This is a genomic window from Mesorhizobium sp. M7A.F.Ca.CA.001.10.2.1 (assembly GCF_003998575.1).
In the GTDB taxonomy this organism is placed as follows: Bacteria; Pseudomonadota; Alphaproteobacteria; order Rhizobiales; family Rhizobiaceae; genus Mesorhizobium.
Genome location: NZ_RZQY01000081.1, coordinates 1 through 14,699 on the forward strand (window position 1 = coordinate 1; position 14,699 = coordinate 14,699).

The 14,699-nt window shown below is 62.2% G+C and carries 14 protein-coding genes and 1 pseudogene; 12 read left to right on the forward strand and 3 right to left on the reverse strand.

What is annotated here, in order from left to right:
- On the reverse strand, nucleotides 1–442 hold a 442-nt coding region (locus EN964_RS08060), incomplete at its 3' end, for a helix-turn-helix domain-containing protein (RefSeq protein ID WP_164775759.1).
- A gap of 94 nt (nucleotides 443–536) precedes the next feature.
- Between EN964_RS08060 and EN964_RS08065 the strand changes: the two genes are divergently transcribed.
- The 9 genes and pseudogenes from EN964_RS08065 (at nucleotide 537) to EN964_RS08100 (ending at nucleotide 10,729) form a co-directional block, all read left to right on the forward strand.
- Entirely contained in the window at nucleotides 537–1,640 is a 1,104-nt protein-coding gene (locus EN964_RS08065; RefSeq protein ID WP_236382703.1) for a succinylglutamate desuccinylase/aspartoacylase family protein, read from the forward strand.
- Entirely contained in the window at nucleotides 1,630–2,568 is a 939-nt protein-coding gene (locus tag EN964_RS08070; protein ID WP_127267074.1) for a threonine/serine dehydratase, read from the forward strand. Before EN964_RS08065 ends, EN964_RS08070 begins: the two co-directional genes overlap by 11 nt.
- Nucleotides 2,569–2,726: 158 nt before the next feature.
- Nucleotides 2,727–3,746 (forward strand): sugar ABC transporter substrate-binding protein, encoded by a 1,020-nt coding sequence (locus tag EN964_RS08075; RefSeq protein WP_013530435.1) that lies wholly within the window; start codon nucleotides 2,727–2,729, stop codon nucleotides 3,744–3,746.
- A 116-nt stretch (nucleotides 3,747–3,862) separates the two neighbouring features.
- On the forward strand, nucleotides 3,863–6,406 hold the full coding sequence (locus EN964_RS08080; RefSeq protein ID WP_127271525.1) for an ATP-binding cassette domain-containing protein: 2,544 nt from the start codon (nucleotides 3,863–3,865) through the stop codon (nucleotides 6,404–6,406).
- 10 nt (nucleotides 6,407–6,416) lie between these two features.
- A pseudogene (locus tag EN964_RS39070) lies at nucleotides 6,417–6,746 on the forward strand (Gfo/Idh/MocA family protein); the annotation flags it as partial.
- A complete protein-coding gene (locus tag EN964_RS08085; RefSeq protein ID WP_373565055.1) occupies nucleotides 6,747–7,415 on the forward strand; it encodes a Gfo/Idh/MocA family protein in 669 nt (222 codons plus the stop codon).
- 10 nt (nucleotides 7,416–7,425) lie between these two features.
- Nucleotides 7,426–8,400: an ABC transporter permease gene (locus EN964_RS08090; RefSeq protein WP_024503985.1), complete on the forward strand. Its 975-nt coding sequence runs from the start codon at nucleotides 7,426–7,428 to the stop codon at nucleotides 8,398–8,400.
- Entirely contained in the window at nucleotides 8,397–9,203 is an 807-nt protein-coding gene (locus tag EN964_RS08095) for a creatininase family protein (RefSeq protein WP_127271522.1), read from the forward strand. The genes EN964_RS08090 and EN964_RS08095 overlap by 4 nt, the downstream gene beginning before the upstream one ends.
- A complete protein-coding gene (locus EN964_RS08100) occupies nucleotides 9,203–10,729 on the forward strand; it encodes an aldehyde dehydrogenase (RefSeq protein WP_127276290.1) in 1,527 nt (508 codons plus the stop codon). Before EN964_RS08095 ends, EN964_RS08100 begins: the two co-directional genes overlap by 1 nt.
- A 42-nt stretch (nucleotides 10,730–10,771) precedes the next feature.
- Here EN964_RS08100 and EN964_RS08105 read toward each other — a convergent pair whose 3' ends face one another.
- Nucleotides 10,772–12,334 carry a GMC family oxidoreductase gene (locus tag EN964_RS08105; RefSeq protein WP_127272251.1) on the reverse strand — a complete coding sequence of 521 codons (1,563 nt, stop codon included), beginning with the start codon at nucleotides 12,332–12,334 and terminating at the stop codon, nucleotides 10,772–10,774.
- 317 nt (nucleotides 12,335–12,651) lie between these two features.
- Here EN964_RS08105 and EN964_RS08110 point away from each other — a divergent pair, with 317 nt between their 5' ends.
- Nucleotides 12,652–13,170 carry a ferritin-like domain-containing protein gene (locus tag EN964_RS08110; protein ID WP_127268257.1) on the forward strand — a complete coding sequence of 173 codons (519 nt, stop codon included), beginning with the start codon at nucleotides 12,652–12,654 and terminating at the stop codon, nucleotides 13,168–13,170.
- Nucleotides 13,171–13,305: 135 nt separating this feature from the next.
- Here EN964_RS08110 and EN964_RS08115 read toward each other — a convergent pair whose 3' ends face one another.
- On the reverse strand, nucleotides 13,306–13,503 hold the full coding sequence (locus tag EN964_RS08115; RefSeq protein ID WP_127268256.1) for a hypothetical protein: 198 nt from the start codon (nucleotides 13,501–13,503) through the stop codon (nucleotides 13,306–13,308).
- A 133-nt stretch (nucleotides 13,504–13,636) separates the two neighbouring features.
- On the opposite strand from EN964_RS08115, the gene EN964_RS08120 reads away from it, so the two are divergent.
- Both EN964_RS08120 and EN964_RS08125 read left to right on the forward strand, forming a co-directional pair.
- Nucleotides 13,637–14,170 carry a GNAT family N-acetyltransferase gene (locus tag EN964_RS08120; protein WP_236382701.1) on the forward strand — a complete coding sequence of 178 codons (534 nt, stop codon included), beginning with the start codon at nucleotides 13,637–13,639 and terminating at the stop codon, nucleotides 14,168–14,170.
- Between the two features lie 150 nt (nucleotides 14,171–14,320).
- Nucleotides 14,321–14,575 carry a DUF982 domain-containing protein gene (locus tag EN964_RS08125; RefSeq protein ID WP_127268255.1) on the forward strand — a complete coding sequence of 85 codons (255 nt, stop codon included), beginning with the start codon at nucleotides 14,321–14,323 and terminating at the stop codon, nucleotides 14,573–14,575.
- Nucleotides 14,576–14,699 lie beyond the last annotated feature (124 nt).

Sequence of the window (14,699 nt, forward strand, 5' to 3'; positions counted from 1 at the left end):
CGTCGGTGGCCAGGCGGCCGTAGCCGAGGCGCAGCGTGAACGCCATGTCCTCGCCGCCGGGAGCGGCCGCGGTCACGACGGTCAAGCCATGATTGAAGACGACCAGGTGCGGCGACTGATTTGAGTCCCCGGCAATCTGCGTCAGCTCGGGCATGGCGGCGGACATGAGATCCTGAGCGCTCGGCGTGTGCAGCCCCAGCTTGAAAAGCTTGTCGGTCAACGAATAGGCGTCGGTCTCGGCGTTGCGCTCGATATATTGACGCTCCTGCAGCGCGATCAGCATCCGGAAAATCTCATTCTTCGAACGGCCGAGGCCTTCCGCGATCTCCTTCATCGTCAAGGGCGCCCGCGCCTCCGCCAGCAGTTCCAGGACATCCAGACCCTTGGTCAGCGCCGGGGCCGAATAGGTCGGTTTGCCACTCTCTTTTGCGTCATCTGCCATTCGAAGAATCCCCGGTGGTCCCGCACGATAGAGACAAGAAATCGGAATTGCCATTGGTTTTATATCCAAACTTGACACCATATATAAAACTGACATGATGACGGGGACAATGAATTTCGAGGCCGACCCGATGACCGTCCAGAGACCTGCAAACACTGTCCGCGCGACCATCATTCCCCGGAACAACAGTGTTTACACGTCCGTCGATTTCGATCGCGAGGGCAAGCAGATGGGCTTCTTCCATGTGCCCCAATCGCCGCACGACGATGCCTGGGGCACGGTCCGCGTTCCGCTCGCCGTCATCAAGAACGGTGACGGTCCGACGGTCCTGATCGAGGGTGGCAACCACGGCGACGAATATGAGGGGCCGATCGCGCTCGGCGAGCTTCTGCGCGAGATCGATCCACGGGATATTGCCGGACGCATCATTGCGATTCCGGCCATCAACATTCGGGCCGTCGAGGCCGGCACCCGCACCTCCCCGGTCGACGGGTTGAATTTCAACCGCAGTTTTCCGGGCGATTTCAACGGCACGCTGACAAGCCAGATCGCGGCCTATGTGCATGACATCCTGTTTCCGAAGGCCGACTACTTCCTGGATCTCCATTCCGGCGGTTCGTCCCTGATGATCCTGCCGAGCGCGATCATCGAGCCCTCCCCGACCGCGCAGGGGCATCGCAAGAACATCAAGGCGACGCTCGCCTTCGGGGCACCGACCGTTGTCATGGTCGACAATCTCGGTGAAACCCGGACCTCGACCGCGTCCGCCAACCACCAGGGACTGATCGTCATCGGCAGCGAGATGGCCGGCGGCGGCCTTGTCAGTCCGGATGCGCTGGCCATCTGCCGCAGGGGCATCCGCAATGTGCTGAAACATGCAGGTGTCCTGAAAGGCGCGCCTGACATCGCCCCTGGCGCCAACGCGCGCGTGCTCAAGGTTCCCGGAAGCGAAGGTTATCTGCTTTCCGAGGAGGACGGTGTCTTCGAACCCTTGAGCCCGCTCGGCAGTGCCGTCAGCAAAGGCGACCTTGCCGGACGCATTCACTTCCTCCACACGCCGTCACGCGCGCCCATCGATCTCCTTCACCCCATCGACGGCATCGTTTTCGCCAAGCGTCAGCCCGGCCGCGTGCGTCCGGGGAATTGCTGCTTCGTGCTTGCCAACGAATATCCGGAGGCACTGACCGATGAGCCATGAGGACATCATGGCGGCTGCCCGGCGCATTGCCCCCTTCATACGGCGCACCCCGGTCGTCAAGCTCGACCATGCCACGGGCGCAAACCTTCAAAATGATGTCTATTTGAAACTGGAATGCCTCCAGGTGAGCGGCTCCTTCAAGATCAGGGGCGCCACGAACCGGGTTAAAACGCTCGAGCCAAGCCGGATCGAAAACGGACTGATCGCCGCATCCGGTGGCAATCACGGCCTGGCCACCGCCTATGTGGCTGCCCGGGCCGGCGTTCCCGCCACCATTTACCTGCCGAACAATGCAAGCCCGCTGAAGGCGGAAAAGCTTCGCAAATGGGGGGCTGACGTTCGCTTCGAAGGCAATGTCTGGGATGAAGCGCATGAGGCTGCATCGGCCGAGGCAAAGGCGTGCGGCGCCTTCTACATGCATCCCTTCGCCGATGCGCAGATCGTGTCCGGTCAGGGAACCGTGGCGCTGGAGATGGTCGATCAGATTCCCGATGCCGACATCTACATCGTGGCGATCGGCGGTGGCGGGCTCATCAGCGGCATGTCCGAAGTCCTGAAGCACGTCAAACCCGAAGCCAGGATCATCGGTGTCGAGCCGACCGGTTCACCGACCCTTCACGCCTCCCTGGCTGCCGGCCGTGTGGTTCGCTTGCCCGAGATAACGACGAAGGTGGCGACCATGGCCTGCGGCCGCACGGACGAAAGCATCTACGAGATCGTCGCCAAGCACGTCGACGACATTGTCCTTGTCGAGGATGCGGACATGCAGAAGGCCGCTGAATTGCTCTGGTTCGAATTCGGCATCGCCGCCGACCTCAGCGGCGCGGCATCGCTGGCCGCCTTGATGAGCGGCGCTTTCAAGCCACCGCGCGGCGCCCGCATCGCCGGGCTTGTCTGTGGCGCCGGTGTCGAGGGCCTGAATGGCTGAGGTTGAGCAAGGCCGGTCCACGCAGACGCGGCCCTGACATGAATACGGCACGAGTGCCGCGAAATACCGCCGGAATGCCTGTCACTGGGACGGTCGTCGTGCGGGACATGAAAAAGAGGCGAAGAATCGTCCTGTCGCAACAAGAGGAGAACTGAAACATGCGCATTTCCCTGAAAGCATCCATTGCTCTGCTCGCACTCGCCATCGCGACGCCCTCGCTTGCCGCGGAAAAGGTTTTGGGGCTTGCGGCAATCGACCTGCAGAACTCCTTCTTCGTCCGCATGAAGGAAGCGGGCGACGTGGCTGCCGCCGACTATGGGGTGAAATCCACTTGGCAGAGCGCCGAGGGCAGTCTGGAAAAACAGGTCAGCATCATCGAGAATTTCATCAATCAGGGCGTCAGCGCGATCCTGATCGATCCGATCGACAAGAACGCGGTCATTCCGGTCATCCAGAAAGCCACCGCCGCCGGCATTCCGGTGATCACCATGGGCAACAAGGTCGAGGCCGGCTCGAACTATTCGACGCTCTATCCGGACTACGACAACATGTCGATGGTTGCCCGCGCGCTCGGCAAGTCGCTTGGCGGCAAGGGCGAAGTCGCCCTGCTTGTCGGTTCGCGTGGCAACTTCGTGTCCGACACGCGCGAAAAAGGCTTTGTCGAAACCCTGAAAAAGGAGTTTCCGGACATCAAGGTTGTCGGCATCGAGCCGACCGGCTGGGACGCAGCCAAGGCAACCAATGCCGCCCAGACCTGGCTCACCACCTATCCGGATCTGAAGGCCATCGGCTGCATCTCCGACAGCCTTTGCCTGGCCGCCGATTCCGTTGCCAGCTCGATGGGAACCCAGTTGCTCTACGGCGGCTATGACGGCGACGCCGAGATGAAGCCGCTGATCGACGACGGCAAGATGGTGATGGACGTGCTGACCGGCGCCTATCGTGTCGGCTACTGGAACATCGCCGTTGCCGCTCGTCTGGCCAACGGCGAAAAGCTGCCGCAGGATCTCTACATGCCGACCTATTTCGTGACCTCGGATGCGACGGCCGCGAAGCTCAAGGCGGATGGCCTCACCTTCGAATACATCAACACCGACAAAGAGGCGGTGGAAGCCAAGAACTATACCGAGCAACTCGGTCCCAAGGTTCCGGCGACCGCCATGACCCTGGCAAAGTAACAGCCTAAAAGCGGCTCAAGCGCCGGATGACGTATCATCCGGCGTCCCCTTTTCCTGACGATCGCCGTCGCCGCTCCGTGGTGACCGCGCATGATGCTCGATAAGAGGACCGACCCATGTTCCAGTCCTGGACCTCTCCGTTACTGCGGCGCAACGAACCGGTTCTCATCGCGGTGCTACTGGTCGCCATCGCCGTCTTCGGCTGGATCGATCCGCGTTTTCTGTCGACCGGCAATCTTGTCAGCATCGCGCAGCAGAGTGCGGTCATCGCCCTCATCTCCTTTGCCATGACGGCCGTGATCATCGCGCGCGGCATTGATATTTCCGTCGGCAGCAATCTTGCCTGCTCCGGCATCGCAGCGGGTCTTGCCTACACGGCAACCGGCTCGGCGAGCTTGAGCCTTCTCGCCGCGATCGGTGGCGGTGCCGCAATCGGTCTGCTCAATGGAACGCTGATCGGCTTTGCCGGCATCTCCCCATTCATCGCAACGCTCGCCACCATGGCGTTTGCGCGCGGCCTGGCGCTCAGCCTCTCCGGCGCATCCAGCATCGCGATCGCCGATCCGGTCCTGCTTTTCGCGGGACGCGAGACGATCGGCCTCCTGCCGGTCTCCGTCATCATCGCCGCCATCTGCCTGGGCCTCTGGTGGTTCGTGCTCAATCGCACGGTGTACGGGCGCTGGATCTATGCGGTCGGCGGCAATGCGGGCGCGGCGCGGGCCTCACTGGTTCCCGTCGACCTCGTGCGCATTTCCGTCTATCTGATTGCCGGCGCAACGGCCGGGCTCGGCGCGATACTCACCATCGGCCGCCTTGGTTCGGCACAGCCGCTTGCCGGCACCGGGCTCGAATTTACAGCCATTACAGCCGCGATCATCGGCGGCACGAAACTGTCCGGCGGCCAGGGCTCCATCTGGGGAACGGCGATCGGGGCGCTGCTGCTGGGCGTCATCAACACCGGCCTGTCCTTCCTGCAGGTGCCGCAGATCCTGATCTATTTCGTGACCGCGAGCCTCATTCTGGTGGCAGTTCTCACCAGCCAGCCGGAGAGTGTCGCCGCCCTGTTCAAGACCGGTGGCCGCAAGTCCACCCCGTCGCCCCGCAACATCGCCGCAACACCGGTCGGCAAACACAGCATCGCCTTGCGCGGGCTTGGCAAGTCTTTTCCGGGCGTCAAGGCACTCGATGGTGTCAGCTTTGCCGTCTCGGCCGGTGAGGTGGTGGGACTTGCCGGCGAGAACGGGGCCGGGAAATCGACGCTGGTGAAGTGCATTTCCGGTCTGCATCGCCCGGACGAGGGTGAGATCATGATCGACGGCAACGCCGTCCAGTTCCACTCCCCCAGCGACGCCAAGGGCATCAGCGTCATCCATCAGCATTTCAGCCTTTCGCCGGACCTGACGGTGGCCGAGAATCTCTTCATCGGCCGCGAACCGCATACCCGCCTGGGATTTCTCGACCGGGCCCGGATGCGGCGCGATGCGAAATCCATCATGGACGAGCTGTCGCTCGATATCGACATTGGCGCGGAGCTGCGAACGCTTTCCGTCGGGCACCGGCAGATGGTGGAAATTGCCCGTGCCGTTCTGTCCGATGCCTGGTTCTTCATCATGGACGAGCCGACCAGCGCGCTCTCCAACCGCGAGCGCGATCAGCTCTACGACCTGATCGACAGGCTGAGAGCTCGCGGCGCCGGCATCCTCTACATCTCCCACAAGATGGAAGAGATCTTCAGCCAGTGCGACCGCGTCGTCGTTCTGCGTGACGGGCGCTTCATCGGCGAGCGCCAGACCCGCCAGACCAGCGAGGCCGAGATCGTCTCGATGATGGTCGGGCGCGATGTCGGCGACATCTTCCCCTATCTCGAAGCGCAAGTCGGCGAAACCGCGATCGAAATCAGCAACATCTCCGATGGCAAGCTCTTGAAGTCGGCCACGCTCAGCGTGTGCAGGGGCGAAATCGTCGCGCTCGCCGGCCTGATGGGAAGCGGCCGCTCCGAGGTGCTCAGGCTGATTGCCGGCCTCGAGACCATGCATGGCGGCACGCTCAGAATTTTCGGCGGGCAGCAGACCGGCGGCGACACCAAGGCCGCCAATCGCGCCGGCATCGTCTACATACCCGAAGACCGGCACCTGGAAGGATTCGTCGGCACGATGTCGATCAGGGACAACCTGTCCCTCGCCTGGATTCGCGACAACAGTCACTTCGGCCTGCTGAGACCTCGCCGCATCCTGGCACTCGCCCGCGATCTCATCGGCTCACTCGGCGTGCGGCCGGCCCAGCCCGACAAAATGACCATCGAGCTTTCGGGCGGCAATCAGCAGAAGGTCGTCATCGGCAAATGGCTTGCCACCAAACCGAAGATCATCCTGCTCGACGAGCCGACACGCGGCGTCGACGTCGGCGCGAAGTCCGAACTCCATCACCTGATCGCAAGATTGAAGGCCGAGGGCGCGGCGATCCTCATGGTGTCGAGCGAGTTGCCCGAGGTTCTCGGCGTTGCCGACCGCATCGTCGTCATGCGCGAAGGCCACTCTGTCGGCACGCTGGCTCGTGGGGCGACGGAAGAAGACGTGATGACGCTGGCCTTCGGTGATCGCACGATCACACCGCCAGCCTGCGCACCCCGGCCAGCATTCAACCTTGCACCATGCCTGTAAGGAGAACCCTTTGAGCAAACTGAAGATCGCCATTGTCGGTGCCGGCTACATGGGCCTCCTGCATGCGCAGGTGGTTGCCGCGAGCCCTGTCGCGGAACTGTCGGCATTCGTTGATCCGAATGCTGCCACGGGGAGCAAGGCCGCGTCCGATTTCGGTGCCCGGCATTTCCGCGATGCCGCCACGATATAGGCGTCGGCGGCACCCGACACGCTGCATGAAGACGTCTGCCGCACGCTGCTCGATGCCGGCAAGCCGGTGCTGCTCGAAAAACCGATGGCTCACGATCTTTCCGCTGCCAAGGCGATTGCTAGAGCGGCGGAGAGAAACGGCGCGCGCCTGTTGGTCGGCCACATCCTGCGGTTCGACCCGCGCTATTGCGAGGCCGCGGCAGCGGTGAAATCCGGGCGGATCGGCGAGCCGATCCACGGCAGCAGCGGCCGTTTCACCAATCGCGAAGTCGGTCTTCGCATGAACGGAAACTCGAGCGTCTGCTTCTACCTCGGCGTGCACGACGTCGATGCGCTGCAATGGATCTCAGGTTCGGACATCATCGCCGTCTACTCTCGGCCCGTCGCCAAGCTCATGCCTTCGCTCGGAGTTCGATCCGAAGACGCGATCTTCTCCACCGTCGAGCTGTCGAACGGAATGAGCGGACAGCTCTATTTCGGCTGGACGCTGCCACCGACCGTTCCGACCGGCATCTGGGCACGCACGGAAATCATCGGCACGGAAGGCATGATCGACCTCGACGTGCGCGACCACGGTCTACGCATCCTGTCGCGTGGACAGTGGTCGCAACCCGACGCCCTGCACTGGCCGACCGTCAATGGCCGTATCACCGGGGATCTCTTCGAGGAGGTCCACCATTTCATTTCGGCGGTTCGCGACGACACCCCTTTCGTGATGCCGGTCGGCGACGCCCTGCGCGCCGTCGCCGTCAATGATGCCATCCTGCGCAGCGTCAAATCAGGCCTGCGCGAACCGGTCGAAGATTGGCACATCCGATGAGAGGATCCTCATGACCCGCCAACAGAACATCTGGTGCAGGCGCTTTCTCGACCTCTCGCCATTGATCCTGCTGGTCATCCTGCTGGCGATCTTCGCGCTCATCGACGCCCGCATCGTTTCAACCGCCAGCCTCATCAACATCGTCGCCCAGGCGACCCCGATCGCCATCCTGGCGCTTGGGGCTCTAATCGTTCTGCTGACGGCGGGCATCGACCTGTCCGCCGGCGTCGGCGTCGCCTTCTGCGCCGTCTTCATCGCCAGCCTGATCGACGGCGGCGCCAGCCTGCCGCTTGCCCTGCTCGTCGGCTTTGCCGTGATGGTGGTGATCGGCCTCGCGAACGGCGCCGTTATCGCACTGTTGAAGATACCGCCCTTCGTGACGACACTGGCCACAATGGTCGCGCTGCAGGGCGCAACGCTTGCGGTTGCCTCCAAAGGCGTCCTGATGCTGAAGGATCCGACGCTTCGCGCGGTCGGCATCGAGCGCAGCTTCGGCATTCCCAATGTCATCTTCGCAACACTGCTGATCGTCGCCGTAGCAGCAATCCTGATGCGGCACAGCCGTTTCGGGCTGCGTACCTATGCGCTCGGGTCGGATGCCGGAGCCGCGGAACTTGCCGGCATCCCGGTGACGAAACACACGATCCTCGTCTATTGCGCCTCCAGTATCTTCGTCTTCCTGACGGCTGTGATCATGATCAGCCGGGTGCCTGTCGTGACGCCCAATATCGGCGGTACCTCGCTGCTTCTGGACGCGATCGCCGCTGCCGTGCTCGGCGGCACCAGTATCTTCGGCGGACGGGGAACGGTGTGGGGCGCGGTCGTCGGCGCCCTGATCGTCAGCCTGCTGACGACGGCGCTTCGGGTGTTCGGCACGGACCCGTCCAGCCTCGAACTCTACAAGGGGGCAATCATCATGGTCGCTCTCCTGGCCGATTCCGGCATGACCTACGCCAAGGCCCGGCTTGTCGAGGCAGCACGATGAGCGAGCCAGTTCCGGCATTGCCGATCCCGCCTGGGTCCAGCTTTGCGCTGATGACCTCGCCGGATACGGAAAGACACGCGACAGCCGGCGTGCATAAACCCGTCGTCATTCTGCCGCTCGGCGCTGTCGAGCAACATGGCCCCCATCTGCCGCTCGGCGTCGATTGCTGGCTTGCGGAAGCGGTTGCGCTCGCCGCGGCGGAAGGACAGGCCTCCATGCGTGTCGCCGAACCTTTCGCCTATGGCTCGTCCGAGCATCATCGCTCCTTCTCCGGCACCATGAGCCTCAGCCCGCAGACCTTCATCGCCGTTCTCGTCGATCTCTGCACCTGCCTTGCCGAAGACGGCTTCCTGCCGGTCATGCTGAACGGCCATGGCGGAAACCGCGCCGCGATCCAGGTGGCGATCACCACCCTTGGCCAGCGTGGCATCGTCACCGCGGGTTTCTCGTATTTCGATCTCATCGCCGACGTGGCGGCGGAGGCCCTGCCCGATGCCGCTACAGGCACCGGTCACGCTTGCGCGCTTGAAACCTCGTTGATGATGCATGTGCTTGGCGACAGCGTTCGCCGCGATCTCATCCCGCCGGGCGGCACCCCGCCATCCTGGCCGGATCCTCACCTTTACGCCGCGCCGGCCGTCACCGTCTGGCGCCGTTTCGAAGCCATCCGCGGCAACGGCGTCATCGGTACGCCGTCGCAGGCGGGCGCGGAGGCCGGCAGCAGACTTTTCATCGCAGCCGTGGAACGCAGCCGCGCCGCCATTTTGAACATCCAATCCGAATTCGGCCAAAGGAACGCATGATGACAGTCCATTTCAAATCTTCTCTCGAAGGCCCCAACCTGCGCGGCATGGCGATCGTCTCGGAGCCGGAAGCAGCCGCCCGCATCGGCATCAACCGTATCGGCGGCGAGTGGATTGCCGGCAGCTCCGGCAAGTTCCTGAAAATCGACAGTCCGTCGACGGGCGAGCACCTCGGCTATCTCTCACTTTCCACCCGCGCCGATGTCGGCCGCGCGGTGAAAGCCGCCGAAGGCGCACGCGAGGCCATGCGCAAGATGGGAACCTTCGCACGCGCTCAACTGTGCATGCGCATCGCCGACGCGATCGACAGGCGCGCCGAGGAACTCGCGCGCCTGCTCTGCCTGGAACAGGGTAAACCCTTCCACAGCGAGGCAAAGGCCGAAGCATCGGCGGCAGCTCTCGGTTTCCGCAATGCGGCAGAGCAGATGAAGTGGCTGGAGACGGCGGCGTTTCCGCTTGCCGATGCCAACAAGCGCGCCTTCAGCTTCCTGCAGCCGAAGGGTGTCTTTGCCATCATCACACCTTGGAATTTCCCGCTCGCCCTGCCCTGCCTCTATTATCTCGGACCGGCCATCGCAACGGGCAACACCGTCGTCTGGGTGCCGGCGCCGACGACGTCGCTGATTGCCACGGCACTTGTCGAATGCTTCATCGAGGCGGGCCTGCCGGACGGCGCCATCAATCTCGTTCTGGGTGACGGTGCGGAGGTGGGCGACGAGGCGGTCGTTCATCCGGGCACCCATGCCATCGGCTTCACCGGCAGTTCTGTCACAGGCGCGACGATCGCCCGGCGTGGAGCGGGCAAGCCGCTTCTGCTCGAAATGGGCGGCAACGGTCCGACCATCGTGCTGGCCGATGCCGATATCGACATGGCCGCCGCCCAGGTCGGGGCCGGCTGCTTTGCCAATGCCGGGCAGATCTGCACGGCCACCGAACGCGTGCTGGTGCATAAATCCGTCCATGACCGTTTCATCGAAGGTCTCGTGAAAGCGGCCGCGCAGGTGAAAATGGGCGACCCTTTCGATCCCGCGACGACGATGGGTCCGATCAACAATGCGGTGGCCGTCGACAAGGTACTCAGCCACATCGCGGACGCCCGCGCGCGTGGCGCCGAGATCGTTACCGGCGGCAATGTGGCGTCGGGTTTTGCCACCAATCTCTATTTCGAGCCGTCGATCGTCACAGGACTGACCCGGGAAAGCCTGCTCAATGTCGAGGAATCCTTCGGGCCGATCGCACCCGTGCTGACCTTCGAGACCGACGAGGAGGCGATGGAACTTGCGGCGTCCAGCCCCTACGGTCTGTCGGCCGCGGTCTTCACCAGCACCATCAAGAACGCCTTTGCCTTTGCTGAAAGCCTGAAGGTCGGCATCGTCAACATCAACGAGATGAGCTGCTATTGGGAGCCGCATATTCCTGCCGGCGGCGCCGCCGGGACGCAGAGCGGCCTCGGCCGCACCGGGGGCCGGCACACGCTGATGGAAATGTGCGACCTGAAGACGATTACCGTGGATATCACCCGCTGACTCCAAGGCCCGCGCCTTGTGCGCGGGCTTGCCCTCGAGCTGTCAGATGGACCGGCGCAGGCTGTCGGCCATTTTTTCGCCAATCATGATCGAGGTGAGATTGGTGTTTGCCTGGCAATCGAGCGGCATGATCGACGCATCGATAACCCGCAGTCCTTCCAAACCGTAGACCCGGCATTCCGGATCGACCACGGCCTCGCCGAGCCTTCCCATGCAACAGCCTCCGATCCCATGCTGCGCATCGGAAGACTGCGCCAGCAGGAAATTGTCGACCTCCTCGTCGCTTGCCGTTTCGAGCCATGACAAAGGCAGATCGGAATCCCCCAGCAGGACGCGCTCGGCGATCGCCTGGATCGGCGCCTGCCGGGCAATCTCGCCAAGGTGGCGATAGGCGATACGCATGCGCTGGAGATCCATTGGATCGTCCAGCATGTTCTCTTCCACGAGCGGCTGGTCGAAAGGGTTGGCGGAACGCAGTTGCACGGTGCCGCGGCTCTTGGCCTCCATCAGGATCAGATTGACCATGGCCTCGCCGAACTGGGCGCTGTCGGACTCCACGCCGATGCCGCCATGGTTCATGGCGACGTAGAGAATGTCGTCGCGCTCAGCGCCCGGCACGCCCGAACTCATCCGCACACAGCAGTTGGTATGCCGCGCGTCGAGATCGGTCGCCTTGAATCCCGGCTTCAGCTTCAGTTCGATGCGGCAATAAGGATGGTCGAAGAAACCTTCGCCGACCGGCAGGTCGGCAAGCACCTCGATGTCCTTTCGTTTCAAGAGAGCCGCAGGGCCGATGCCCGAGCGCTGCAGGATGACCGGAGAGTGGATGGCGCCGGCCGAGACGATGACCAGCGGCGCCTCGAATTTGCGAACCTGCCCGGCCACGATGGCCAAAACGCCGATCGCTTTCCTGCCATCGAAAAGCACCTTGTCCACCGTCGCCTGCCCGATGATGGTAAGGTTCGGCCGGTCGCGGGCAGCTTCCAGATAGCCGTCATTGACCGACACGCGCTTGCCGGCTCGACTGTTGATGGGATAGGTGCAAGCCCCTTCGGCATCCGGAGCATTGAGATCGTCATGCCAGGGATGGCCGAGAGCCATCGCGCTTTGGCGCATGGCCTTGTCGACGCTGCCCCAGCTTTCGACAGGCGCGCGGTAGATCGGAATCGGGCCGCCGCTGCCGTGAAAATTGGCCGCGATCGGGTCATCCTCCAGGCGGCAGAAGAAGGGCAGCACGTCGGCTCCCGACCAGCCCTTGCATCCGATTTCCTCCCAGCGGTCGAATGCATGGAGCACACCGCGAATGGCAATCTGCCCATTGACGGCCGTCGAACCGCCAAGCCCCTTGCCGCGCCAGTAGACCCGGTGTTCCTGCCGCTTCGTGCGACGAGCCATCAGGTCGGGATACATGTATTGTTGCTGAAAATGGTCGGGAAGCAGCAGGTTGAAGGGATTTGGGCTCGCCATCTCGGCAGGTTGCTCGCCGCTCCGGTAGTCCGGCCCCGCTTCCAGCAAAAGCACGTTCGTGGCAGCATCTTCGGTTAGCCGGGCAGCAAGAACAGCTCCGGCTGCGCCGGCTCCGATAACGATGACATCAAAGGGCATGCCGCACTCCCTACATCCGATCAATGCACGGCTGACTCGACCGCGACATCATGTTGATTTCATTTGGGCACGATCATCTGCTGGCATTCAGGCTCAGCGATGTACGCCGGAACCAACCACCTTAGCCGCGCTGCACGACTGCAAGATCATCATGATTTGTTTTATATGTAAATATGATTTCGTATATGAACTCCCATCTACTCCATATGGCGTGCTGCCCCTTCCGAGTCGCGCCCAGGGAACAACTGCTTCCATGGAAAGTTAGTCCATGGCTACACCGCCGGTGAGCTTTCATGACAATCCAAGGGAGACAAATCATGGCGACTGCAAAAAGAGCGACGACAAAAGGACTGGAGGCTTTGTTCCTCGATGGGCTGAAGGACATTTACTACGCTGAAAAGAAGATACTCAAAGCCTTGCCGAAGATGGCAAAGGGCGCCGAATCCGAGGAGGTGGCCGCGGCCTTTGAGAAACATCGCATGGAAACCGAAGGCCAGGTCGATCGGCTCGAGCAAGTGTTCGAACTTATGGACAAACCGGCCCGCGGCAAGACCTGTCCGGCGATCGACGGCATTCTTGAGGAAGGGTCGGAAATTCTCGACGAATACAAGGGTGACCCGGCGCTGGATGCAGGACTGGTCGGCGCGGCACAGGCCGTCGAGCACTATGAAATCGCGCGCTATGGCACGTTGGTCGCGTGGGCTGAACAGCTTGGCAAGAGCGACGTGGTCAAGCTCCTCAACGAGACATTGAAAGAGGAGGTCGCGACGGACGAAGCGCTTTCCGGGCTGGGCGAAGGCGGTGTCAATGAGCGCGCCCTGCAGCAAGCTGCCTGACTGGGCGTCGTCGCCCCGGCGCCAAGCCGCCGGGCGACTTCGCGACCCGGCCTCGCGCCCTCTTCGTCGGTACCCTTCAGATGCAATCAGACCCACCCCGATACTTCGGGGTGGGTCTGCTGAAATCACACGCGATCAGCGGTTTTTGTGGCTTTGTTCGCCAGCTTTCACATGCTGTTCGTGGGTTCCACCACGCATGCCGGATCCATCGCCCTGCTGCCGTTGACCACCACCAGAGGCCTGCTGTTGCTGACGGTTTTTGTTGTCGGCGTTCTTGTGGCTCTGCTGGCCTGCCTTCACGTGCTGTTCGTGGCTACCACCTTGATTAGGCATTGTTCTTCTCCTTCACAATCGGCGAGGCGACAACCGCCTCGATTGCCTAAGACGAGTCAGGCGCGAACGTTCCCTCACGTAATATTTTGTGAAAACCATCAGACAAAGCCCACGGCGTTCGAAGGCGCCCGAGATGGATGCCGGATTTATTTCTGGCGTTGGCAACGAGTTCATCTTGGCCGTGACCGACGTTGCCGGCGGATCTCATGCCTGTGCCCACCAGGAGGAAAAATGCATGTCATTCCGATCCGAGAGATTTACAACCACTTTGACCTATAGCGACGATGAAAGAGCGCAGGCCGCCGCAGCGCTCTATCAATACAACATCGCACAGACCGGGATCGACGACCGAGCTGATATCGGAGCGGAGCTTCGCGACCAGTCAGGAAAGACCTGGGGCGGGCTTTGGGGCAGGACGGAGCTTGGGCTCCTGTTTCTCGACATGTTCTTCCTGCCTGAGCAGTTGCGTGGCCAATCCTTTGGCTCACAACTTCTCACGACGATCGAGGAAGAAGCCATCCGGCGGGGCTGCAAGAAGGCCGTCGTGGAGACGAGCAGTTTCCAGGCGCCGCTATTCTACATGCAGCACGGGTTCGAGGAATTCGGCAAAGTCGAATTCGGGATCCCTGGACATGCCCGAGTCTTCCTTCGGAAAGATCTGCTGTAAGTCTTGGGACAGGGCGCACGGATGGCCATCGGCTAGTTGTTTCAAACGCCAGATGCTCTGGAACAAATCGACGAGTGCGGAGTTAAACGCGTCGCGACGCGCAGTCTTGCAGCGACGTGTCGAATAGAGTGCATCCCGCTGGAGAGGCATGTGCGTACTGGACATTTCAGAAAGCCGATTATCATTCAACCTGGCCGGATAGACCGCGACAGGGTTGTGGTTTCGGTGTCGGACGCAGCCGAAGTGCTGCTGCGGGACTGGCCAAAGCCGACATCCGAGAGGCGTCTTGCCGCGATCAGAGCGTGCCTTGCCGTCATGCGAGGCGAAAAGCCTACAAGGACCGCACGACAGGCGTTCATCGTTGCGGCCAAGGACGCCAAGATTCTGCTGAGCGAGCAAGTCTGACCGTGGTGGGTCGCCTCGCCGGTGCCTGCAAGTGCGACTCTGCCGAGATTGGTTCGAAAGGGAGAAATCATGATCAAGGTTTCAAGTCCCACGCCTGCCGCGGCCAGAAGCGAAGTTCAGGCAG